General features: G+C 54.8%; 26 protein-coding genes and 1 other annotated feature. Of the genes, 17 read left to right on the top strand and 9 right to left on the bottom strand.

All coding sequences use genetic code 11. The annotated features are described in order from the left end of the window. Nucleotides 1–5: 5 nt before the first annotated feature. The gene (gene katE, locus ACMGGE_RS07640; protein WP_420293605.1) at nt 6–2,255 is read right to left on the bottom strand and encodes a catalase HPII; all 2,250 of its coding nucleotides are present in this window, start codon (nt 2,253–2,255) and stop codon (nt 6–8) included. Between the two features lie 167 nt (nt 2,256–2,422). Between katE and cedA the strand changes: the two genes are divergently transcribed. Next, nucleotides 2,423–2,698: a cell division activator CedA gene (gene cedA, locus ACMGGE_RS07635; protein ID WP_258526576.1), complete on the top strand. Its 276-nt coding sequence runs from the start codon at nt 2,423–2,425 to the stop codon at nt 2,696–2,698. A gap of 48 nt (nt 2,699–2,746) precedes the next feature. Here cedA and ACMGGE_RS07630 read toward each other — a convergent pair whose 3' ends face one another. The 3 genes from ACMGGE_RS07630 to hxpB form a co-directional block, all read right to left on the bottom strand. Continuing rightward, on the bottom strand, nt 2,747–4,138 hold the full coding sequence (locus ACMGGE_RS07630; RefSeq protein ID WP_045336125.1) for an L-cystine transporter: 1,392 nt from the start codon (nt 4,136–4,138) through the stop codon (nt 2,747–2,749). 126 nt (nt 4,139–4,264) lie between these two features. Then, the gene (locus ACMGGE_RS07625) at nt 4,265–4,855 is read right to left on the bottom strand and encodes a metal-dependent hydrolase (RefSeq protein WP_032644865.1); all 591 of its coding nucleotides are present in this window, start codon (nt 4,853–4,855) and stop codon (nt 4,265–4,267) included. 101 nt (nt 4,856–4,956) lie between these two features. After that, a complete protein-coding gene (hxpB, locus tag ACMGGE_RS07620) occupies nt 4,957–5,628 on the bottom strand; it encodes a hexitol phosphatase HxpB (protein ID WP_420293604.1) in 672 nt (223 codons plus the stop codon). A gap of 148 nt (nt 5,629–5,776) precedes the next feature. Between hxpB and ACMGGE_RS07615 the strand changes: the two genes are divergently transcribed. Beyond that, nucleotides 5,777–6,313: a YniB family protein gene (locus ACMGGE_RS07615; RefSeq protein ID WP_008500663.1), complete on the top strand. Its 537-nt coding sequence runs from the start codon at nt 5,777–5,779 to the stop codon at nt 6,311–6,313. A 36-nt stretch (nt 6,314–6,349) separates the two neighbouring features. Here the strand turns inward: ACMGGE_RS07615 and ACMGGE_RS07610 are convergent, their stop codons facing one another. The 3 genes from ACMGGE_RS07610 to pfkB form a co-directional block, all read right to left on the bottom strand. Further along, on the bottom strand, nt 6,350–7,210 hold the full coding sequence (locus tag ACMGGE_RS07610; RefSeq protein WP_008500662.1) for a fructosamine kinase family protein: 861 nt from the start codon (nt 7,208–7,210) through the stop codon (nt 6,350–6,352). 105 nt (nt 7,211–7,315) lie between these two features. Then, nucleotides 7,316–7,606 carry a type V toxin-antitoxin system endoribonuclease antitoxin GhoS gene (gene ghoS, locus ACMGGE_RS07605; RefSeq protein WP_111966870.1) on the bottom strand — a complete coding sequence of 97 codons (291 nt, stop codon included), beginning with the start codon at nt 7,604–7,606 and terminating at the stop codon, nt 7,316–7,318. A gap of 106 nt (nt 7,607–7,712) precedes the next feature. Next, complete coding sequence (gene pfkB / locus ACMGGE_RS07600) at nt 7,713–8,645, bottom strand: 6-phosphofructokinase II (RefSeq protein ID WP_045336121.1); 933 nt, start codon at nt 8,643–8,645, stop codon at nt 7,713–7,715. Nucleotides 8,646–8,940: 295 nt separating this feature from the next. Here pfkB and ACMGGE_RS07595 point away from each other — a divergent pair, with 295 nt between their 5' ends. Continuing rightward, a complete protein-coding gene (locus tag ACMGGE_RS07595) occupies nt 8,941–9,699 on the top strand; it encodes a DUF481 domain-containing protein (protein ID WP_069719417.1) in 759 nt (252 codons plus the stop codon). A gap of 80 nt (nt 9,700–9,779) precedes the next feature. On the opposite strand, the gene yniD is transcribed toward ACMGGE_RS07595, so the two are convergent. Both yniD and yncL read right to left on the bottom strand, forming a co-directional pair. Beyond that, complete coding sequence (gene yniD / locus ACMGGE_RS07590; RefSeq protein WP_008500658.1) at nt 9,780–9,887, bottom strand: small membrane protein YniD; 108 nt, start codon at nt 9,885–9,887, stop codon at nt 9,780–9,782. 98 nt (nt 9,888–9,985) lie between these two features. Next, entirely contained in the window at nt 9,986–10,078 is a 93-nt protein-coding gene (gene yncL, locus ACMGGE_RS07585) for a stress response membrane protein YncL (RefSeq protein WP_021241082.1), read from the bottom strand. 324 nt (nt 10,079–10,402) lie between these two features. Between yncL and thrS the strand changes: the two genes are divergently transcribed. The 14 genes from thrS to selO all read left to right on the top strand — a co-directional run bounded on the left by thrS (nt 10,403) and on the right by selO (nt 23,040). Beyond that, nucleotides 10,403–12,331 carry a threonine--tRNA ligase gene (gene thrS / locus ACMGGE_RS07580; protein WP_025757343.1) on the top strand — a complete coding sequence of 643 codons (1,929 nt, stop codon included), beginning with the start codon at nt 10,403–10,405 and terminating at the stop codon, nt 12,329–12,331. A 3-nt stretch (nt 12,332–12,334) separates the two neighbouring features. Beyond that, a complete protein-coding gene (gene infC / locus ACMGGE_RS07575) occupies nt 12,335–12,877 on the top strand; it encodes a translation initiation factor IF-3 (protein WP_023616141.1) in 543 nt (180 codons plus the stop codon). 97 nt (nt 12,878–12,974) lie between these two features. After that, nucleotides 12,975–13,172 carry a 50S ribosomal protein L35 gene (rpmI, locus tag ACMGGE_RS07570; RefSeq protein WP_001124225.1) on the top strand — a complete coding sequence of 66 codons (198 nt, stop codon included), beginning with the start codon at nt 12,975–12,977 and terminating at the stop codon, nt 13,170–13,172. Between the two features lie 49 nt (nt 13,173–13,221). Continuing rightward, entirely contained in the window at nt 13,222–13,578 is a 357-nt protein-coding gene (rplT, locus tag ACMGGE_RS07565) for a 50S ribosomal protein L20 (RefSeq protein WP_000124850.1), read from the top strand. 117 nt (nt 13,579–13,695) lie between these two features. Beyond that, nucleotides 13,696–13,820, top strand: a sequence feature (Phe leader region). Then, nucleotides 13,701–13,745, top strand: a complete 45-nt coding sequence (pheM, locus tag ACMGGE_RS07560; protein WP_001386830.1) for a pheST operon leader peptide PheM — start codon at nt 13,701–13,703, stop codon at nt 13,743–13,745. Its footprint overlaps the feature before it by 45 nt. A gap of 62 nt (nt 13,821–13,882) precedes the next feature. Further along, complete coding sequence (gene pheS / locus ACMGGE_RS07555) at nt 13,883–14,866, top strand: phenylalanine--tRNA ligase subunit alpha (protein WP_021241084.1); 984 nt, start codon at nt 13,883–13,885, stop codon at nt 14,864–14,866. Between the two features lie 15 nt (nt 14,867–14,881). Then, entirely contained in the window at nt 14,882–17,269 is a 2,388-nt protein-coding gene (pheT, locus tag ACMGGE_RS07550; RefSeq protein ID WP_045910263.1) for a phenylalanine--tRNA ligase subunit beta, read from the top strand. A gap of 4 nt (nt 17,270–17,273) precedes the next feature. Next, entirely contained in the window at nt 17,274–17,573 is a 300-nt protein-coding gene (gene ihfA / locus ACMGGE_RS07545; RefSeq protein WP_003857805.1) for an integration host factor subunit alpha, read from the top strand. A 103-nt stretch (nt 17,574–17,676) separates the two neighbouring features. Next, the gene (gene btuC / locus ACMGGE_RS07540) at nt 17,677–18,657 is read left to right on the top strand and encodes a vitamin B12 ABC transporter permease BtuC (RefSeq protein WP_420293603.1); all 981 of its coding nucleotides are present in this window, start codon (nt 17,677–17,679) and stop codon (nt 18,655–18,657) included. A 22-nt stretch (nt 18,658–18,679) separates the two neighbouring features. Beyond that, nucleotides 18,680–19,231, top strand: coding sequence for a glutathione peroxidase (locus ACMGGE_RS07535; protein WP_048027541.1), 552 nt, complete (start codon nt 18,680–18,682; stop codon nt 19,229–19,231). Then, nucleotides 19,231–19,986, top strand: a complete 756-nt coding sequence (btuD, locus tag ACMGGE_RS07530; protein ID WP_420293602.1) for a vitamin B12 ABC transporter ATP-binding protein BtuD — start codon at nt 19,231–19,233, stop codon at nt 19,984–19,986. The genes ACMGGE_RS07535 and btuD overlap by 1 nt, the downstream gene beginning before the upstream one ends. Nucleotides 19,987–20,060: 74 nt before the next feature. Beyond that, nucleotides 20,061–20,525 (top strand): NlpC/P60 family protein, encoded by a 465-nt coding sequence (locus ACMGGE_RS07525; RefSeq protein WP_008500650.1) that lies wholly within the window; start codon nt 20,061–20,063, stop codon nt 20,523–20,525. A gap of 294 nt (nt 20,526–20,819) precedes the next feature. Continuing rightward, complete coding sequence (locus ACMGGE_RS07520; protein ID WP_048027544.1) at nt 20,820–21,536, top strand: EAL domain-containing protein; 717 nt, start codon at nt 20,820–20,822, stop codon at nt 21,534–21,536. Between the two features lie 61 nt (nt 21,537–21,597). Then, the gene (gene selO, locus ACMGGE_RS07515; protein ID WP_420293601.1) at nt 21,598–23,040 is read left to right on the top strand and encodes a protein adenylyltransferase SelO; all 1,443 of its coding nucleotides are present in this window, start codon (nt 21,598–21,600) and stop codon (nt 23,038–23,040) included. Nucleotides 23,041–23,042 lie beyond the last annotated feature (2 nt).

Here is a 23,042-nt window from a genome sequence, read left to right as displayed (position 1 = left end):
TTTTTTTACGCCGGAATCTGATCGATCTTGCTGCTTCGCGACCAGACGCGGTGCGCGGCGAGCAAATCAAACAGCTTCGTCATAAAGGCATCGTCAACGTTATCTCCCTCGACAATCCCGTCCTCACCCTGATCGGCCACCTTCAGCTGCGCTTTGAACTGCCGCGCGTCGCCGGACAGCGCGATCGGCTTCAGGTGCTTATAGGCTTCCAGCAGATAATAGACGGCGTCGCCGTTGGTCAGCAGGCTGGCAATATCCCCGCACGGCACGATCACCGCATCGACGGTCAGTGATGGCGCACCGGCAAAGGTCGCCGCGACCGGCAGCACAGAACCATCGTTGGCCGTCACTTCACCCATGCGGGAATAGAGCAGTTTGGCATGCACGCCCTGGGTTTTCAGCGCCTGCATAATCCCCAGCACGTCGCTGGCGCGGGTTTTATCGTTCAGCAGAATGGCGACCACACGGCCTTTAATCGAGCCGCCCGGCACCGCATACAGGCTCAGCGACGGATCTTTCTTCACGCCGTTAACCTCTTTCGGCGGAGCAAGGTTACGCTGCTCGTCGGTCAGCGTAATGCCCAGGTTGTCCGCGACACTCTGGGCAAGCTGAACATCAATATGCGCCAGCTGATCAACCACGCGCTCGCGGATGTAGGTGCGCACCACTTTGCTCAGCTCGAAGCTGAAGCCGCCGATGATGTGCTGTTGCTCAATCGGCGTTTGGCTGTTCCAGAACAGGCGAGGGTGGGCGTAATACTCACCGAACGAGGGGCTGCGCTCGCGAATTTTATTGCCATCGATACGCTCCTGATACGATTCGAATCCACCGCGTTTCGGTCCGGGAGGCGTTTCACGCGGCCAGTTATCGTTGATGGAGTTCGGCTCATAGTTTGCCGGGTTGGTATCAATATCCTGACGGTGCATCCCGTCGCGCTGGAAGTTGTGATACGGGCAGGTTGGGCGGTTAATCGGAATTTCGTGGAAGTTCGGCCCGCCGAGTCGGCTAATCTGCGTATCGGTATAGGAGAACAGGCGTCCCTGCAGGAGCGGATCGTTGGTGAAGTCCAGCCCCGGCACGATATGCCCCGGGTGGAACGCGGCCTGCTCGTTTTCGGCAAAGAAGTTATCCGGGTTACGGTTAAGCACCATTTTACCCACCAGCTGCACCGGCACCAGCTCTTCCGGGATCAGCTTCGTCGGGTCCAGAAGGTCGAAATCGAACTTAAATTCGTCCTCTTCCGGTATGAGCTGCAGGCCAAGCTCGTATTCCGGGAAGTCGCCCGCTTCAATGGATTCCCACAGCTCGCGGCGATGGAAGTCCGGATCGCGCCCGGTCAGCTTCTGCGCCTCGTCCCACACCAGCGAGGCTTTACCCGCGACAGGCTTCCAGTGGAAGCGGACAAACGTGGCTTTCCCCTCGGCATTGATCAGACGGAAGGTATGGATACCAAACCCTTCCATGGTGCGGTAGCTGCGCGGAATGCCGCGGTCTGACATCGCCCACATCACGTTGTGTAAGGTTTCAGGCTGCAGGGAAACATAGTCCCAGAAGGTGTCGTGCGCACTTTGTCCCTGCGGTATGGCCCAGTGGGGCTCCGGTTTTACCGCATGGACAAAGTCAGGAAATTTATGCGCATCCTGAATGAAAAACACCGGCGTGTTATTGCCGACCAGATCGAAAATACCCTCTTCGGTATAAAACTTGGTGGCAAAGCCGCGGATATCCCGGACGGTATCTGCTGACCCCGCGCCGCCCTGCACGGTGGAGAAACGCACAAACACCGGGGTGATTTTATCCGGGTCGGAGAGGAAATCCGCTTTGGTGATCGCTTTCAGGCTCTTGTAGGGCTGAAAGTAGCCGTGCGCAGCGGAACCGCGCGCGTGGACGATGCGTTCTGGTATCCGTTCGTGGTCAAAATGGGTGATTTTTTCCCGCAGGATAAAGTCTTCCAGCAGGGTCGGCCCGCGCGTGCCTGCGCGAAGGGAGTTTTGATCGTCAGCAATGCGTACGCCCTGATTGGTCGTGAGCGCGAAACCTTCACCGCCTTTTCGGTGTGGTTCAAGAGATTTCAGCTTCTCGTTTCTCGTGTCCGGCGATTTCATGCTTCCTGGTGCGGTAGGCTGTTCGCCCGGTGCGGAGGGGCCAGGGGAGGGGCGGTGAGAGCCGTCAGCGGGGGCGAGAGAGTCCATACCCGGTTGAGATTCTTCAGTGCCATGAATGGGTGATTGATGTGTTTTATCTTTGTTCGACATTGCACGCTTCTCCTTTATCCATTGCTAAAAACCCTATTAAGGATAGAACAATGTCGCGACATGGTTCGCGAACTAAGAGTTTTCATATGCCGTGATTAGCGAAAGGAGCCATCTCACCCACTCGGAGCGCGACGGAAGGCAGCAGGATCGGCTATCATAGAATTTTCCTGCTTCAAGAATTTGCTTTAGTGAATCCGTTGCTTATGAAACCTCTTCGTCAACAAAACCGCCAGGTTATTAGCTATGTGCCCCGCGTTGAGCCCGCGCCGCCAGACCATGCCCTGAAAGTGGAGGGCTTTCGCGATGTGTGGCAGTTACGGGGGAAATACGTGGCCTTTGTGCTGGTCGGCGAGCATTTCCGTCGCTCTCCCACCTTTACGGTGCCGGAGTCCGCACAGCGGTGGGCGATGCAGATCCGCCAGGATGAAGAGGTTGAAGAATAACAGCCATAAAAAAACCGCCATCAGGCGGTTTTTTTATTTCTAACGTGTTTAGCGGTGCGCCAGCTCGGCGTCGTCTTCACTTTCCAGAATCGCTTTGTCGGTCTGCTTCAGCCACTGGCTGGTCAGCGTACCGGCGGTCATGGAGCCGCTCACGTTCAGCGCGGTACGACCCATATCGATCAGTGGCTCAACGGAGATCAGCAGGGCGACCAGCGTCACGGGCAGACCCAGCGCAGGCAGCACAATCAGCGCGGCGAAGGTTGCGCCGCCGCCAACACCCGCAACGCCTGCGGAGCTTACGGTGACAATCCCGACCAGCGTGGCGATCCAGACCGGATCCAGCGGGTTGATGCCGACTGTAGGAGCAACCATTACCGCCAGCATCGCCGGGTACAGACCCGCACAGCCGTTCTGACCGATGGTGGCACCAAAGGAGGCAGAGAAGCTGGCGATAGATTCAGGCACGCCCAGACGACGGGTTTGCGCTTCAACGTTCAGCGGGATAGACGCGGCGCTGGAACGACTGGTGAAGGCAAAGGTCAGTACCGGCCAGACCTTACGGAAGTACTTCAGCGGGCTGACGCCGTTCACGCCCAGCAGGATGCCGTGCACCACGAACATAATGCCCAGGCCCAGATAAGAGGCAACAACGAAGCTGCCCAGCTTAATGATGTCCTGCAGGTTAGAGCCGGCAACCACTTTGGTCATCAGTGCCAGCACGCCGTAAGGGGTGAGCTGCATGACCAGACGGACCAGCTTCATCACCCAGCTTTGCAGGGTGTCAATTGCGGTCAGCACGCGTTCGCCTTTTGGCGCATCGTCTTTCAGCAACTTCAGCGCCGCTACGCCCAGGAACGCGGCGAAAATAACCACGCTGATGATCGAGGTTGGGCTCGCACCGGTCAGGTCAGCAAACGGGTTCTTCGGAATGAAGGAGAGCACCATCTGCGGCACGGTCAGGTCAGCCACTTTCCCAACGTAGTTGGTCTGAATCGCGGTCAGACGCGCCGTTTCAGCGGTACCCTGAACCAGACCTTCTGCGGTCAGGCCAAACAGGTTAGTGACCAGCACACCCACCAGCGCGGCAATCAGCGTGGTGAACAGCAGCGTGCCGATGGTCAGGAAACTGATTTTTCCCAACTGGGTCGCGTTGTGCAGGCGGGCAACGGCGCTCAGAATAGAAGCAAACACCAGCGGCATAACGATCATCTGCAGCAGCTGGACATAGCCGTTACCGACAATGTTGAACCACTGAATGGAATCTTTCAGAACTGGATTATCGGAGCCATAAATTGCCTGTAATGCCAGACCAAATACGACACCCATGGCCAGACCAACCAGCACCTTTTTCGCCAGGCTCCACTGTTTGTGGCGCGCCTGCGCGAGAAGCAATAGCAATACAGCGAACACAACGACGTTCGCGATGAGTGGAAAATTCATCCCGTTCTCCTGATTTATTATCGGGTCGGTTTTTACCGATCCTGTTGGCGGAAGGTTAGCAGAAGTGTGATGTAGCGCTTATATCCAAATGGAATGGGTTATGACAAATGGGATAATTTTGTTGGTTTACTGTTCAATCTGGTGATGAATAAAGCGATTGAACTGAAATTGCAGCGAATTAATCATCTGGGAAGACCAGCGGACTGCACTGTTTTCGGGCAACGTTTGCGGCATCCAGACGGCGTAAGCAAACAGCGCCATGCACAAGACGCGCTCCAGCTGGTTCCCTTTCTGCGGTGCGAGGATGGGAAAACGGAAGCGCCAGCGGCAGGGCCACAGCAGCGGTACGCCCGCGGGCGTCAGCATATCGGCCAGAATATGGCTTAAATATCCCAGCACCATCCCCTGAATGGCATCACCGGGGACGATCCAGCTTTCGGGCACTTTTAAATAGAAAAGCGTCAGCAGGCCAAACACGGCCAGCAGGCTGTGCGTAAACCCCCGGTGGCCGAACGCGCGGGCGATGGGTTTCGATACCCACTTCAGGCGCTGTCCGAGGAACGACTTGGGGTGGTCGATGTCGGGCAGCAGACAGGTCAATACGGCGGAAGGGACGATATGCCACCAGTCCCCCTGTGCAAGCACGGGGGTGAGTTCAGCGTTTTTGGCAAATACTGCGCACGCGATAGAAAAAAGCAGGTGGCCTTCCGCCGTCATGATAAAACCCACAAAACTGTCAATTCATACAGTATAGGGTTTTTATACAGTAGGCGGAAGAGGTGACGGTGTAACTGTTTGTCACAAACCGGAGGAGGGCGTTAACTGCCCTGCAGATGGCGCGCCGTCAGTTCTGCCAGTGAATGTAGCTTCACATCGGCAAGCGCGAACCGGGGATCGTGGCGGCCTTCTTCCGCAGGCACCACAATGGAGCGCATCCGCGCGGCTTTAGAGGCCACCATGCCGTTAACGGAATCTTCCAGCGCAACGCAGTTGAGGGGATCCAGGCCGAGCTTAGCGGCACAGTCCAGATAGACCTGCGGGTGCGGCTTGCTGTAAGGCAATTTCTCAGCGGAGGCCAGCGCGTCGAAACTGTCGCGCAGTTCAAACATGATGAGCACTTTTTCCAGCATATGCAGCGGTGACGCCGAGGCCAGGCCGACCTTCAGCCCCTGGGCTTTACACAGCGCGACTGCCTCACGTACGCCGGGCAGCAGCGGCTTGCTCTCTTCTACCAGCGAAATGGCGCGGCTGATAATGCGCGCGGTCACTTCATCACGACCCGGTCCAGCCCACGGCTGTTGGGCATACCACAGGTCAACCACCATATCGATGCGCAGGCCCAGCGTATCGGGAAGTTCATTACGGCGGCTGATATCCACGCCCAGGCTGGCCATGACGTCCAGTTCAGCGCGATCCCACAACGGTTCGGAATCGATCAGTAATCCATCCATGTCAAAAATTGCGGCAAGAATTTGGCGCGGTGTCGACATCACAACGTCTCCTTATCCAGGGTGTTCGACAGACGATAAGTGCTAAGCACACTCTGCAATTTAGCATATTGCTTTTAAAGAGCGGGCGAAATTGATGACCAGCAGGTAGACTTAGGCACAAATAACGCGTCTTTATGAAGAGGAACTGATGACGTATCAACAAGCTGGACGCATTGCGGTCTTAAAACGTATTGCTGGCTGGGTGATTTTTATTCCTGCCGTCATTTCTACGCTGATTTCTGTACTCAAATTTATGTACGATCACAGCGAAAAACAGCCGGGTATCAATGCGGTTATGCTTGATTTTGCGCATGTGATGATTGAGATGATGCGTTTTAATACGCCATTCTTGAATGTCTTCTGGTTTAACTCACCGACCCCGGATTTTCAGCATCAGCTGAATATCGGCTTTTGGGTGATATACGCCCTGATCTTTGTTGCGTTGGCGCTGCAGGCCTCTGGCGCACGAATGAGCCGTCAGACGCGCTTCTTACGCGAGGGCGTTGAGGACCAGCTCATTCTGGAGCAGGCCAAAGGCCCGGAAGGCATGAGCCGGGAGCAGATTGAATCCCGCATTGTTGTGCCGCGCCACACTATTTTCCTGCAAATCTTCCCGCTCTATATCCTTCCCGTGATTATCATTGTGGCAGGATACTTCTTCTTCTCACTGCTCGGTTTTCTGTAACCGATACGGGTGGCGGCAAGGCCACCCGTTCGCGTCTCAGGCGGCAAGCATGCGCTCTAGCGCCCGCTGTGCGTTAACCAGGTGTTCCCCACCAAAAAGTATGGCGCGGTTCATCAGCGTATAAAGCTGGTACACCGGTTGACGGTCGAGGAAGCCGGGCGGCAGGGGCGAAACTGACTGATACCCGTCATATATCTGCGGCGGTTGTTCTGGGTGCAGCGGCAGCATGGCAAGGTCACACTCTCGGTCACCCCAGTAGCAGGCCGGGTCGAAGATATAGGGGCCGTTGGGCCCCAGCGCGCAGTTATCGGACCACAAATCACCGTGGAGCAGAGACGCCTGAGGCTGGTGGGAGGCCAGACGCTGCTGCACGTGCTCGACGATGGCGTCTATATTGCCAAATTCCAGCCCTTTCTCGGCGGCAAGCTCAAGCTGCCAGCCAATGCGCTGCTCGGCAAAAAAGGTCGACCAGCGGCGCTGCCAGGCGTTGGGCTGTGGCGTGGTGGAGAGGTCATTGTCAAAATCGAGACCAAACTGCGGCTGGTCGCTCCACTGATGGAGGCGCGCTAGCTGCTGGCCAAGAATGAAAGCGTTATGGGCATCCAGCGGACGGGCGGGGAGATATTCCATGACCAGAAAACTGTAATCGCGGTCGCTACCGACGGCCAGCACCTGCGGGACCGTCACCGTTTTACTGCGCGACAACAGTTCAAGCTGATCGGCTTCGGCGGTAAATATCGGAAGCAGTTCACGTTCATCGCATTTTACGAAGAGATCGCGCCCTGCGTAGCGTAAATGCCACGCGGCGTGGATCTCTCCGCCTGGCAGTTCGTTACGCAGTTCAATTTCACCTTCACCCAGCTGCTCACTTAAAAGATGACTGATAGCCTGCCACATGTTGACTCTCCCATGTTGTCTGCCAGATCATAAAGTTAGCGCATTATTGCGGTAAAAAAATACGAACTAACGCACACCTGAGCGGTTTAATTTCATACAGGGCACTTATTGTTCTTTTTTCTGCCAGTTTTCCCAGGTGTCGACGTCAATTTCGGCTGGCTTGTCGGTCACACTTTCCACCAGACTGGCGGCCAGCGCATGAACCTCTTCTTTATTCAGGGCACCGATCAGACCAAATGCCAGGGTGCCTAAATCATGAATATTGCCCTCGTCATCCGTGAGCGTGAGGAGAAAATTAGCCCGGGTGAAGGCGTTGTTGAGCTCATTCAGCTCGGTCAGCGATGCTTTATGAAGGTTGACGGTTACGACGTAGCGGGTGATGTCACCACTGCTCATAATTCACCTCATTGTTATCATGGAAGTTTTCTTAGCATAGTCGATAGTTTGCGTTTGGCGACTCGGTGATGACATTCCCCTCCATAAGGATGAAGGGGAACAGGGGTTAATTTCGGGACAGATAATCGACAATTTTTTGCGTATCGGCCAGCGAACAGAGACGCGTGCCCTGGTTGATGGTAGCGGCGCTACCCGCCGCCACGCCGTAGCGCGTCATCTCCAGCAGTGACGCGCCCTGCGCCAGCTTAAGCGTCATCGCGCCCACCATGCTGTCACCCGCGCCAACCGTGCTCTGGCTCTTCATCGGCGGTGGAACTACCTGAACGGACGACGTTTCATCGACGGCCAGTGCCCCCTGCGGACCAAGGGAAACCACCACGCGCCGCGCTTTGCCGCTGCGCACCAGCTCCTGCGCGGCGGTGCGCACATCGTCAGGCTGCGTCAAGTCGCGGTTGACCAGCGCGCTTAACTCTTTCTGGTTGGGTTTGACCAGTTCAAGATTGCCCGGCACTAAGGCCGCCTGCAGGGCCTCGCCGCTGCTGTCCACGATGCAGCGGATACCGCGTTGCTGCGCCGCCTGAATAAGCGCGGTTAATTTTTCCGTGCTGACGCCGGGTGGCAGGCTGCCGCTGACCACCAGCAGCGCGCCGCTTTCAATGGTCAGTACTTTCTCTTCAAGCTGACGAAACTCGTCATCGGTGAGTTTCGCGCCCGGCATGACAAACCGGTACTGCTCGCCGCTGGATTCAACGTGGACATGCAGGTTTTGCCGCGTCCAGTCTTTCGCCTCGACGGTCTCTACGGCAACCTGTTCATCTGCCAGCAGAGAGACCAGGTGTTCGCCGGTGGCACCGCCTGCGGGAAAAATGGCCGTGGCCTTGCCGCCGAGGTGGGTAATGGCGCGCGCCACGTTGATACCGCCACCGCCGGGCTCAAAGACCGGGGCGCTACAGCGCAATTTACCTTCCGGGTAAATCTGCGGCGTCAGGGTGGCGGAATCAAGGGAAGGGGAGAGCGTCAGAGTGTAGATAGAAACCATCATTACCTCCTTTTAGCATGGGTTCCTTTTAGTCTGGCACCATTTGTCAGGAAGGCAACGTAAATAACAGTATGATTTTAAATATGAATACTGAATAAAAGTAAGACCGGAGATATATAAAATAAAACGCTTTTTGGGATCGTTCTTATTCAAAAAATGAAATAAGAAAACATTGCTATGTTATTTGCGGCTTTTTATAATTTGTTACCTTTCTCTGGACGCCTTGTCATTGATCCTCAAGAAAGATTCCGGGACCGTGTGGTCTCTTTTTTTGTTGTACGGACTCCTTAATAAAATGAAGCTTTTAAAGACAGTTCCCGCTGCACTGATGCTGGCGGGTGGCGTGTTTGCGGCTATGAACGCGACCGCCGATGATTCCGTTTTTACTGTCATGGACGATCCCTCCACCGCGAAAAAACCGTTTGAAGGTAACCTGAACGCTGGGTACCTGGCACAATCCGGTAACACGAAAAGCTCTTCTCTGACGGCGGACAGTACGCTTACCTGGTACGGTAATACCACCGCCTGGTCTCTGTGGGGTAATGCCAGCAATACGTCCGCTAATGACGAACGTTCTTCCGAGAAATATGCGGTTGGCGGACGTAGCCGTTACAACATGACCGACTATGATTACCTGTTTGGTCAGGCAAGCTGGTTAACCGACCGTTACAATGGTTATCGCGAGCGTGACGTGTTCACCGCGGGTTATGGTCGTCAGTTCCTGAACGGTCCGGTACACAGCCTCCGTTTTGAATTCGGTCCGGGTGTGCGTTATGACGAGTACACCAATGGCGATACCAAAACCCAACCGCTCGGTTACGCTTCCGGCACCTATGCCTGGCAGATGACTGACAACACCAAATTTACCCAGGGTGTTTCTGTATTTGGTGCCGACGATACGACGCTGAACTCTGAGACGGCGCTGAACGTGGCCATTAACGAACACTTTGGTCTGAAAGTCGCCTACAACGTGACCTGGAACTCTTCACCACCCGAATCTGCACCGGATCATACCGACCGCAGAACCACGGTTTCACTGGGTTATAGAATGTAATGAAGACGGGCCGATGATCATGTCGGCCCGTTTATTCTGTCTGGTCTTGTGATGTCCCTTCTGATGAGCTGTATTCGCCCCTAACCCCAAATCATTGCCGCCCAACGGAGTAACAGCATTGCGCCGCAGATGGCGATCAGCACCAGCACCATTTTCCAGTGTTTTACGGCAAATCGTTTTGTTGGCATAACCTAATCCTTGTTCGTTGATACCCACAGTCTACCAAACAGGGCCGAAATATGCCCCTACTCAGGAACGATTGGGTTATGCCAGCGCAGGGTTCGGCTCAGAACCAGTGGAATCGTTCGGCGAGAATCAACAATAAACCTGTGGCGGAAAGGATGTTTAAAATCACAACCGTTCTACTGGATACGTTCATAGTATGCACCTTTGGGTTTAAAGACCTGTTCAAGATTAGCCCAGCATCTTTGAAATGCGAGCACCGGGATCATGCGACCTGCAAATTCATGCGAAAGTGCCAGCACATCAATCTGCCAGCAGAGGGTGCAATCTCCCTTTTGTTAGTGTTAACATTGCAAGGCTTGCCGTATATCCGGCGTTGTCTGATTTTCCGGCAGGTGAATGATGACGAACCAATTTGACGATTGTTGGTCAGATGGTGTCGTAATCTATTGTCAAATCACGATTATTTTCTTTGTATATGCTCTTATGTGTGGGGCATCACTGCAAATAAGGATATAAAATGCCTGTAATTACTCTTCCTGATGGCAGCCAACGCCATTTCGACCATGCTGTTAGCCCAATGGATGTTGCCCTGGACATCGGTCCTGGTCTCGCGAAAGCGACTATCGCCGGCCGCGTTAACGGTGAGCTGGTAGATGCCTCCGATCTGATCGAAAACGATGCGACGCTTGCGATCATCACCGCAAAAGATGAAGAAGGTCTGGAGATCATTCGTCACTCCTGCGCGCACCTGTTAGGCCATGCCATCAAACAGCTGTGGCCAAACACCAAAATGGCGATCGGTCCGGTTATCGATAATGGTTTCTACTACGACGTTGACCTTGACCACACCCTGACTCAGGAAGATATCGACGCGCTCGAAAAACGTATGCACGAGCTCGCCGAAACAAACTATGACGTCATCAAGAAGAAAGTCAGCTGGCACGAAGCGCGTGAAACCTTCGTGAAGCGTGGCGAGAGCTATAAGGTCTCGATTCTTGACGAAAACATTTCGCATGATGACAAGCCTGGCTTGTACCATCACGAAGAATACGTCGACATGTGCCGTGGACCGCACGTGCCGAACATGCGCTTCTGTCATCACTTTAAGCTGATGAAGATCGCCGGCGCCTACTGGCGTGGCGACAGCAACAACAAGATGTTGCAGCGTATCTATGGTACCGCGTGGGCCGATAAAAAAGCCCTGAACGCCTACCTGCTGCGCCTGGAAGAGGCGGCGAAGCGTGACCACCGTAAAATCGGTAAGCAGCTTGACCTGTACCACATGCAGGAAGAAGCGCCGGGTATGGTGTTCTGGCATAACGACGGCTGGACCATCTTCCGTGAACTGGAAACTTTCGTACGCTCCAAGCTGAAAGAGTACCAGTATCAGGAAGTGAAAGGCCCGTTCATGATGGACCGTGTGCTGTGGGAAAAAACCGGCCACTGGGACAACTACAAAGATGCGATGTTCACCACCTCGTCTGAGAACCGTGAATACTGCATCAAGCCAATGAACTGCCCGGGACACGTTCAGATCTTTAACCAGGGTCTGAAATCCTACCGTGACCTGCCGCTGCGTATGGCGGAGTTCGGTAGCTGCCACCGTAACGAGCCATCAGGTGCGCTGCACGGTCTGATGCGCGTGCGTGGCTTTACGCAGGATGATGCGCATATCTTCTGTACCGAAGATCAGGTCCGTGACGAAGTTAACGCCTGTATCCGTATGGTCTACGATATGTACAGCACCTTTGGCTTCGAGAAGATCGTGGTCAAACTCTCAACGCGTCCGGAAAAACGTATCGGTAGCGATGAGACCTGGGATCGCGCAGAAGCGGATCTCGCCGTGGCGCTGGAAGAGAACGGCATTCCGTTCGAATACCAGCTGGGCGAGGGCGCATTCTACGGTCCGAAAATTGAATTTACCCTGTATGACTGCCTCGATCGCGCATGGCAGTGCGGTACTGTACAGCTGGACTTCTCCCTGCCGCAGCGTTTAAGCGCCTCTTATGTTGGCGAAGACAACGAGCGTCAGGTGCCGGTAATGATTCACCGTGCCATTCTCGGTTCTCTGGAGCGCTTCATCGGCATCCTGACCGAAGAGTTCGCCGGCTTCTTCCCAACCTGGCTTGCGCCGGTGCAGGTGGTGGTGATGAACATTACCGATTCTCAGGCAGATTACGTTAAAGAATTGACGCAGAAACTACAAAATGCGGGCATTCGCGTAAAAGCAGACTTGAGAAATGAGAAGATTGGCTTTAAAATCCGCGAGCACACTTTACGTCGTGTCCCGTATATGTTGGTCTGTGGTGATAAAGAGGTGGAAGCAGGCAAAGTTGCCGTTCGCACCCGCCGTGGTAAAGACCTGGGCAGCCTGGACGTAAGTGAAGTGATTGAGAAGCTGCAACAAGAGATTCGCAGCCGCAGTCTTCAACAACTGGAGGAATAAGGTATTAAAGGCGGAAAACGAGTTCAAACGGCACGTCCGAATCGTATCAATGGCGAGATTCGCGCCCAGGAAGTTCGCTTAACAGGTCTGGAAGGCGAGCAGCTGGGGATTGTGAGTCTGAGAGAAGCAATCGAAAAGGCTGAAGAAGCTGGAGTAGATTTAGTTGAAATCAGCCCTAACGCCGAACCGCCAGTTTGTCGTATCATGGACTACGGCAAGTTCCTTTATGAAAAGAGTAAGTCTTCTAAGGAACAGAAGAAGAAGCAAAAAGTTATCCAGGTTAAGGAAATCAAATTCCGTCCTGGTACCGACGATGGCGATTATCAGGTAAAACTCCGCAGCCTGATTCGCTTTCTGGAAGATGGCGATAAGGCCAAGATCACACTGCGTTTCCGCGGTCGTGAGATGGCCCACCAACAGATTGGTATGGAAGTGCTTAACCGCGTCCGTGACGATCTGAGTGAACTGGCAGTAGTCGAATCCTTCCCTACGAAGATCGAAGGCCGCCAGATGATTATGGTGCTCGCTCCTAAGAAGAAACAGTAAGGCCTTCAAGCAGCAAAATCTGTGGAGCCTTCGGGTTTCATAGGTTTTGTTCGCCTATGTTTCGTTTATTTAACAATGCGAAGTGGAAGTTATTAAAATGCCAAAAATTAAGACCGTACGCGGTGCTGCTAAGCGCTTCAAAAAAACCGGTAAAGGTGGTTTTAAGCACAAGCACGCTAACCTGCGTCACATTCTGACTAAGAAAGCTACCAAGCGTAAACGTCACCTGCGTCCAAAAGCCATGGTTTCTAAAGGCGATCTGGGCCTGGTCATCGCGTGCCTGCCGTACGCATAAGTCGTTTCGTTTAACTTTTTTAACTTAGAATAGATACAGGAGAGCACACATGGCTCGCGTAAAACGTGGTGTAATTGCACGTGCACGTCACAAGAAAATTTTGAAACAAGCTAAAGGCTACTACGGTGCGCGTTCACGCGTATACCGCGTTGCCTTCCAGGCTGTTATCAAAGCAGGTCAGTACGCTTACCGTGACCGTCGTCAGCGTAAGCGTCAGTTCCGTCAACTGTGGATTGCGCGTATCAACGCAGCAGCACGTCAGAACGGTATTTCTTACAGCAAATTCATCAACGGCCTGAAAAAAGCCTCTGTTGAAATCGACCGTAAGATCCTGGCTGACATCGCAGTATTCGACAAAGTAGCGTTCACCGCTCTGGTCGAAAAAGCGAAAGCAGCACTGGCATAAGCCAGTTGAGAGAGGGGGCCTGGCTCCCTCTTTTCATATAACCCTGTAAGAAGATTGACATTTACCCGTGCAGGCTTTTCAATAAGGTCTCAACGGTTTTTACCCAACAAGGTAACGCAAGCATGAATGCTGCTATTTTCCGCTTCTTCTTTTACTTTAGCACCTGACTTCAGGAGGCTAGCGCGTGAAAGATGAAACGAAAAACAGCGCCAGATAAGCCTCCCGATGGAGGCTTTTTTTGTGCCTGAATTTGAGAGAATAACTCCACCAAATCGGTGTCTGCACCGACATAATGAGGAAAATCATGTCACATCTCGCAGAGCTGGTTGCCAGTGCAACAGCCGCCATTAATCAGGCCTCAGATGTTGCCGCGTTAGACAATGTCCGCGTCGAATATCTTGGGAAGAAAGGGCACTTGACCCTTCAAATGACAACCCTGCGTGAGCTGCCGCCAGAAGAGCGCCCGGCAGCGGGGGCGGTGATTAACGAAGCCAAAGAGCAGGTACAGCAGGCGCTGAACGCACGTAAAGCCGAGCTGGAAAGCGCGGTGCTGAATGCGCGTCTGGCCGCAGAGACGATCGACGTCTCTCTGCCGGGTCGCCGCATCGAGAACGGCGGTCTGCACCCGGTTACCCGTACCATCGATCGCATTGAAAGTTTCTTCGGTGAGCTCGGCTTTACCGTGGCGACTGGCCCGGAAATCGAAGATGATTACCACAACTTCGATGCTCTGAACATTCCTGGCCATCATCCGGCACGCGCTGACCACGACACTTTCTGGTTCGACGCGACGCGTCTGCTGCGTACCCAGACCTCCGGCGTTCAGATCCGCACCATGAAGGATCAGGCACCGCCAATCCGTATTATCGCGCCGGGCCGCGTCTATCGTAACGACTACGATCAGACCCACACCCCAATGTTCCACCAGATGGAAGGCCTGATTGTTGATAAAAACATCAGCTTCACCAACCTGAAGGGCACGCTGCACGATTTCCTGAACAACTTCTTTGAGGAAGATCTGCAGGTTCGTTTCCGTCCGTCCTACTTCCCGTTCACTGAACCGTCTGCGGAAGTTGACGTGATGGGCAAAAACGGCAAATGGCTGGAAGTGCTGGGCTGCGGCATGGTGCATCCAAACGTACTGCGTAACGTGGGTATCGATCCGGAAGTTTACTCCGGCTTTGCCTTTGGTATGGGCATGGAGCGTCTGACCATGCTGCGCTACGGCGTGACCGACTTACGTGCATTCTTCGAAAACGATCTGCGTTTCCTCAAACAGTTTAAATAAGGGCAGGACAGAACAATGAAATTCAGTGAACTGTGGTTACGCGAGTGGGTAAACACCACGCTGGACAGCGACGCGCTTTCTAACCAGATCACCATGGCAGGTCTGGAAGTGGACGGCGTTGAGCCGGTTTCCGGCGCATTCAACGGCGTGGTCGTCGGCGAAGTGGTAGAGTGCGGCCAGCATCCTAACGCGGACAAACTGCGCGTAACAAAAGTAAACGTAGGCGGTGACCGTCTGCTGGATATCGTCTGCGGTGCGCCAAACTGCCGTCAGGGGCTGAAAGTGGCCGTGGCGACCGTCGGTGCGGTACTGCCGGGCGATTTCAAAATCAAAGCGGCTAAGCTGCGCGGCGAGCCGTCTGAAGGCATGCTGTGTTCCTTCTCCGAGCTGGGTATTTCCGACGATCACAACGGCATCATTGAGCTGCCGCTGGATGCGCCAATCGGCACCGATATCCGTGAGTACCTGAAGCTTGATGACAACACCATCGAAATCAGCGTCACGCCAAACCGTGCCGACTGCTTAGGGATCATCGGCGTGGCGCGCGACGTTGCTGTGCTGAACCAGACCGAACTGAACGCGCCGGACATTGCGCCGGTTGAAGCGACCATCAGTGACGTGCTGCCTATTCAGGTTGACGCTGCGGATGCTTGCCCGCGCTACCTCGGTCGCGTGGTGAAAGGCATCAACGTTAAGGCGCCAACCCCGCTGTGGATGAAAGAGAAGCTGCGCCGCTGCGGTATCCGCTCTATCGACGCCGTGGTCGACGTGACCAACTACGTTCTGCTGGAGCTGGGCCAGCCAATGCACGCGTTCGATAAAGATCGTATCGAAGGCGGTATTGTGGTGCGCATGGCGAAAGAGGGTGAAACCCTGGTTCTGCTGGACGGCAGCGAAGCGAAACTGAACGCCGACACCCTGGTGATTGCTGACCACAGCAAAGCGCTGGCAATGGGCGGTATCTTCGGTGGCGAGCATTCGGGCGTCAACGACGAAACCCAAAACGTGCTGCTGGAGTGCGCGTTCTTCAGCCCGCTCTCTATCACCGGTCGCGCACGCCGTCATGGTCTGCACACCGATGCGTCTCATCGCTACGAGCGTGGCGTTGACCCGGCGCTGCAGTACAAAGCAATGGAGCGTGCCACCCGCCTGCTGATCGACATCTGCGGGGGCGAAGCGGGCCCGGTGATCGACGTCACCAACGAAGCCACGCTGCCGAAGCGTGCGACCATCACTCTGCGCCGCAGCAAACTGGATCGTCTCATTGGGCACCATGTTGCCGATGCGCAGGTGACCGATATCCTGAAGCGTCTGGGCTGTGAAGTGACCGAAGGCCAGGACGAGTGGAAAGCCGTTGCGCCATCATGGCGTTTCGACATGGAAATTGAAGAAGATCTGGTGGAAGAAGTGGCCCGTGTTTATGGCTACAACAACATCCCTGACGAGCCTGTACAGGCCGGTCTGGTGATGGGCACCCACCGTGAAGCCGACCTGTCCCTGAAGCGTGTGAAAACCATGCTGAACGACAAAGGCTACCAGGAAGTGATCACCTACAGCTTTGTTGATCCAAAACTGCAGCAGCTGATCCACCCGGGTCAGGAAGCGCTGATCCTGCCAAGCCCAATCTCCAGCGAAATGTCCGCGATGCGTCTGTCCCTGTGGACGGGCCTGCTGGGCACTATCGTTTATAACCAGAATCGCCAGCAAAACCGCGTGCGAATTTTCGAAAGCGGTTTGCGCTTTGTACCGGATAATCAGGCAAATTTAGGCATCCGTCAGGATCTCATGCTGGCTGGCGCCATCAGCGGTAACCGCTATGAAGAACACTGGGACCTGGCAAAAGGCACGGTTGATTTCTACGATATGAAGGGCGATCTGGAAGCGATTCTGGATCTGACCGGTAAATTATCTGAAATTGAATTCCGCGCAGAAGCCATCCCGGCCCTGCATCCAGGCCAGAGCGCTGCCCTCTATTTAGACGGCAAACGCATTGGTTTTATTGGGGTTGTTCACCCTGAGCTGGAGCGTAAACTGGACCTGAACGGCCGTACCATCGTGTTCGAGCTGGAATGGAACCTGGTGGCAGACCGCGTGATTCCTCAGGCTCAGGACGTCTCCCGCTTCCCGGCAAACCGCCGTGATATCGCGGTTGTGGTCGCGGAAAATGTGCCCGCAGCAGATATTTTGGCCGAATGTAAGAAAGTTGGCGTAAATCAGGTAGTTGGCGTAAACTTATTTGACGTGTACCGCGGCAAGGGCGTAGCAGAGGGCTTTAAGAGCCTGGCTATCAGCCTGATCCTTCAGGATACCAGCCGTACACTCGAAGAAGAGGAGATTGCCGCTACCGTCGCCAAATGTGTAGAGGCATTAAAAGAGCGATTCCAGGCATCATTGAGGGATTGAACCTATGGCGCTTACAAAAGCTGAAATGTCAGAATATCTGTTTGATAAGCTTGGGCTTAGCAAACGGGATGCCAAAGAGCTGGTAGAGCTGTTTTTCGAAGAGATCCGTCGTGCTCTGGAAAATGGTGAGCAGGTAAAACTCTCCGGTTTTGGCAATTTTGATTTGCGCGACAAAAACCAACGTCCGGGCCGCAACCCGAAGACGGGGGAAGATATTCCCATTACAGCCCGCCGCGTGGTGACCTTCAGACCCGGCCAGAAGTTAAAAAGCCGTGTCGAAAACGCAACGCCCAAAGCAGAGTAATATGAACTAACTAAAAAGGCCGCCCACGCGGCCTTTTTTCTTTGCGCTCTTTGGTAAACCCGCCGTAAAATCAATTACATCTCACGCTACTAAAACCGTACACATGCTTGATTATGCCCATCACCAGCACCGTTCCGATCGGCGTCGCCTGCTTTTGCTGGCGCTGCTGCTCATTATTGCCGCAGGCGTTAGCCTCTGCGCCGGTGACCGATGGATAGGGCCCGAAAGCTGGTGGGGGCCTGACGGACAGCTCTTCGTCTGGCAAATTCGTCTGCCGCGTACCGTCGCGGTGATGCTGGTGGGCGCCGCGCTGGCGCTGTGCGGCACTATAATGCAGGCATTGTTTGAGAATCCCCTGGCGGAGCCAGGGCTGCTCGGCGTGTCCAACGGTGCGGGCGTGGGGCTGATTGCGGCGGTAATGCTGGGCGGAGGCGAACTCTCCGCATGGCGTATTAGCCTGAGCGCGATCCTTGGCGCATTACTGATAACGCTCATCCTGCTTCGTTTTGCCAGACGGCATTTATCGACCAGCCGTCTGCTGCTTGCCGGCGTGGCGCTGGGGATCATCTGTAGCGCGCTGATGACCTGGGCGGTCTACTTCTCGACCTCCTTTGACCTGCGGCAGCTCATGTACTGGATGATGGGCGGCTTTGGCGGCGTCGACTGGCAGCAGGGCTGGCTGATGGCGCTGCTGGTGCCGGTCATCGTGTGGGCTGCCCTGCAGGCGCAGCCGCTGAATATGCTCGCGCTGGGTGAAACCTCAGCCCGCCAGCTGGGCATGCCGATTGGGTTCTGGCGTAATGCGCTGGTGATCGCCATTGGCTGGCTGGTCGGCGTCAGCGTGGCCCTGGCGGGCGCGATTGGATTTATTGGCCTGGTGATCCCGCACATGCTCCGTCTGTGCGGCCTCACGGACCATCGAACCTTGCTTCCGGCCTCGGCGGTTGCCGGGGCCGTCACGCTGCTGGTAGCTGACATCATCGCCCGGCTTGCCCTGACGGCTGCAGAGCTGCCCATCGGCGTGGTGACCGCCACGCTGGGCGCGCCGGTCTTTATCTGGCTACTATTAAAAGCTGGACGTTAAATCGACAATCTGAGGAAATGCTATGCAGTCAGATATCCTGAATACTGAAGTGACCACCATTGATGGCGATAAAACCACGCTGGAAGGCTACAAAGGCAACGTGTTGCTGATCGTCAACGTGGCATCCAAATGCGGCCTGACGCCGCAGTACGAGCAGCTGGAAAACATTCAGAAGGCCTGGGAAAAAGACGGTTTCACCGTACTGGGCTTCCCCTGCAACCAGTTCCTGGGCCAGGAGCCGGGCAGCGAAGAGGAGATTAAAACCTTCTGCAGCACCACTTACGGCGTGACGTTCCCGCTGTTCAGCAAAATCGATGTCAACGGGGAAGGCCGCCATCCGCTGTATGCGAAGCTGATCGCTGCCGCACCGAAAGCCGTTGCGCCGGAAGGCAGCGGTTTTTATGAACGCATGGCCAGCAAAGGCCGCGCGCCGCTTTACCCGGACGATATACTCTGGAACTTCGAAAAATTCCTGATTGGTCGCGACGGCCAGGTCGTTCAGCGTTTTTCACCGGATATGACCCCTGAAGATCCGATCGTCATGGAATCTATCAAGCTGGCGCTGGCGAAATAATGTCGCTGCTAATGCAGCTCACGGACGTTGCCGAGAAGGGACGTCTGGAGCCGATAACCGGCACCGTCAATGCGGGAGAAATCCTGCATCTTGTCGGGCCAAACGGCGCCGGAAAGAGCACGCTGCTGGCAAGGATGGCGGGCATGACTGCCGGAGAAGGGCAGATAACGTTGCTGGAGCATACGCTGGCCGACTGGTCGCCGGTCTCACTGGCGCATCGGCGCAGCTATCTCGTGCAGCAGCAGGTGCCGCCCTTTGCGATGCCGGTCTGGCAGTATCTGATGCTGCATTTGCACGACAAACACCGTACGGCGCTGCTGGCGGACGTGGCCGCGGCGCTGGGGCTGGAAGATAAACTCTCCCGGCATGTCAGCCAGCTATCCGGCGGCGAATGGCAGCGGGTGCGTCTGGCGGCTGTCATCGTCCAGATCCACCCGGCCGGTAACCCGCATGGTCGGATGCTGCTTCTCGATGAACCGATGAGCGGTCTGGATGTGGCGCAGCAGGCGGCCCTGGATACGCTGCTAAGCGCGCTGAGCCGAAAAGGCATCGGCGTGGTGATGAGCAGCCATGACCTCAACCACACCTTGCGACATGCCCATCGGGTGTGGCTGCTGGCGAAGGGGAAGATGATCGCCAGCGGCACGCGGGATCAGGTTCTGACGCCGCCCAATCTTGCCCGCGCGTACAACATGTCGTTCCGCAGGCTGGATATCGAGGGCCATAAGATGCTGATTTCGACCGGGCAGGAGTAAGCGTTTCTTGCCTGTGAGTACAGTTGCACGCTAAATTACGAAAAGAACAAAAAAAGCAGAGGATTCGTCTGAAAATGCGATTCTGGTTTCTCCTGATGGCCGCACTTTTTCTTGCGGGATGCAGTAGCCATCGTGCACCGCCGCCTAACCCACGGCTTTCAGATTCGATCACCGTCATCGCCAGCCTCAACGATCAGCTGAGCAACTGGCGCGGCACGCCTTATCGCTACGGCGGTATGAGCCGTGGCGGTGTGGATTGCTCCGGCTTCGTTCTGATGACCTTCCGCGACAAGTTTGATTTACAGCTGCCGCGCGAAACGCGCAAACAGGCAGAAATCGGCACGGAAATTGATAAAGACGATCTTCTGCCCGGGGACCTGGTTTTCTTCAAAACCGGATCGGGGGAAAGCGGTCTTCATGTGGGCATTTATGACACTGACAACCAGTTCATACACGCGTCAACCAGCCGCGGCGTGATGCGCTCTTCCCTGGATAATGTCTACTGGCGTAAAAATTTCTGGCAGGCACGACGTATATAGTCTTCGTCGTATACCTCTCTTATGACGGCATGGAAACGAATAAAACATGCCGTTTTTTCTCAAATAAGATGATTAAAGTTAAATTTATCTAAAATTAGCGAATCCCGCATGTGTCTGTTTTATCTAAAACTGGCTATTATTCTGCAACCAGGATAAGATTATTTTAGATTCAGGGATAAATCTGAAAATTAATACGGAACTAATGAAATTAATCTTATTAAAATCAAGACAGTGGAATTGTGTCGGCAATTGCTCCAGGATGTCCTCTCTCATCTTTAATGCGGGGCGAGTGCAATGATAATTACGCTAGATAATGCTTACCAGTCTGAACTGCTGCTTCTGCCTGCCCGTAATAGCGCAGGGGAGCTTAAAGGTTTAGAAATTCTGGTTAACTTTACTGGCGTCGGCAGCGATGTGCGGATCCCCACTGAGCTTGTTATCCCACGACTTTCAGCGGCTGAAGAGTTAACGCTGTTTAACGAAAAATTGCAATTGCTTGATACCTGTAAACTGTTTTTTATTCAGCATCAGTTAATTGCATGGATCAATATTACACCTGCAATAGTTGAATTTTTATTAAGTAATGGAAACGCTGTTTCAATTCTTGAGCGTTATCCGTTTCTTGAGTTTACTGTTAATGAGAATTATCCAGGTTTAAATAACGGAAAGGACGATCTTCAGCTGGCGAGAATGGCGATCCATTTTCCGTTGGTGCTGGCAAACTTTGGCGCAGGCGCGGCATCGCTCAAGGCGGTCTACGATGGATTATTTAAACGGGTCATTCTCGATAAAGGCTTCATTCAGCAGCGTGCGGCGGAACTCTCTTTTGAGCCCTTTATGCGCGCCATCCTCTGGCAAATCACGCCGCACTGCCAGTCTGTGATTGTCTCAGGCATTGATGACCACGGCCTCTTGCAGCGCGTGCTGTCCTTTAATTTTGGCGCCATGCAGGGAACACTCTGGCCTGCCGTCTCGGCGGAACACGTCACTACGCTGGTTCAGCAGCGATAACCCTTGCTTTCGCCCGTGTTTAAGTCCGGGTAAACCCTCTACACTAAAAGCAGGAGGACTTATGACCCTGTCTTTTACTGCTCGCTGGCATGACGAGTTGCCGGGATTTTATACCGCACTCAAACCCACACCATTACAAAATTCACGTCTTATCTGGCATAACGATCGGCTGGCAGAAGAGTTGGCCATTCCGCCTGAGCTATTTCAGCGTTCGGAGATCGCTGGCGTCTGGGGAGGCGAAACGCTTCTCGCCGGTATGCAACCCCTGGCCCAGGTCTATAGCGGACATCAGTTTGGCGTCTGGGCAGGACAGCTGGGAGACGGCAGGGGGATCCTGCTCGGTGAACAACAGCTTCCCAACGGGGAGACGGTTGACTGGCACCTGAAAGGCGCGGGCTTGACGCCGTATTCGCGGATGGGCGACGGGCGTGCGGTTCTGCGTTCAACGATCCGCGAGTGCCTGGGCTCCGAAGCGATGCATGCCCTGGGTATCCCCACCACCCGAGCGCTGTCGATCGTGACCAGCGACACACCGGTTGTGCGCGAAACCGTGGAAAAGGGCGCCATGCTGATGCGTATCGCGCAAAGCCATCTGCGCTTCGGCCATTTTGAGCACTTTTACTATCGTCGCGAGCCGGAAAAGGTGCGCCAGCTGGCAGACTTTGCCATTCGTCACCACTGGGCGCACTGGCAGGACGAGGCGGATAAATACGTTCTCTGGTTCCGGGACGTGGTGGCCCGTACCGCCACCCTGATTGCCCGCTGGCAAACGGTAGGCTTTGCCCATGGCGTCATGAATACCGACAACATGTCGCTTCTCGGGTTGACCTTTGACTACGGCCCGTTTGGTTTCCTGGATGATTATCAGCCAGGGTATATCTGCAACCACTCCGACTATCAGGGGCGCTACAGTTTTGACAATCAGCCCGCGGTGGGCCTGTGGAACCTGCAGCGGCTTGCGCAAACCCTGTCGCCGTTTATCGACGTTGATGCCCTGAATGATGCGCTCGACAGCTATCAGGAGATCTTACTGCGGGAATATGGCACGCTGATGCGCAATAAGCTGGGGCTGGTGACGCAGGAGAAGGGCGATAACGACATCCTCAATGGCCTGTTTGCCCTGATGGCGCGCGAGGGCAGCGATTACACGCGCACCTTCCGGATGCTGGGGCAGACGGAGCAGCACAGCGCCGCCTCGCCGCTGCGCGATGAGTTTATTGACCGGCAGGCGTTTGACGACTGGTTTGCATCCTACCGCGTGCGGCTGCAGCAGGAGCAGGCGGATGACGCGACCCGTCAGACGCAGATGAACGCCACGAACCCGGCGATGGTGTTGCGCAACTGGCTGGCGCAGCGGGCGATTGAGCAGGCAGAGCAGGGCGAGTACGACGAGTTACACCGTCTGCACGTGGCGTTGCGCACGCCGTTTGCCGACCGGGATGATGATTACGTCAGCCGCCCGCCTGACTGGGGCAAGCGGCTGGAGGTTAGCTGCTCAAGCTAGTG

It is taken from the genome of Enterobacter sp. BNK-22, from assembly GCF_048684805.1.
GTDB lineage: Bacteria > Pseudomonadota > Gammaproteobacteria > Enterobacterales > Enterobacteriaceae > Enterobacter > Enterobacter quasiroggenkampii.
The sequence above is the reverse complement of the archived record's forward strand: the minus strand, read 5'-3'. Positions and strand labels throughout refer to the sequence as shown.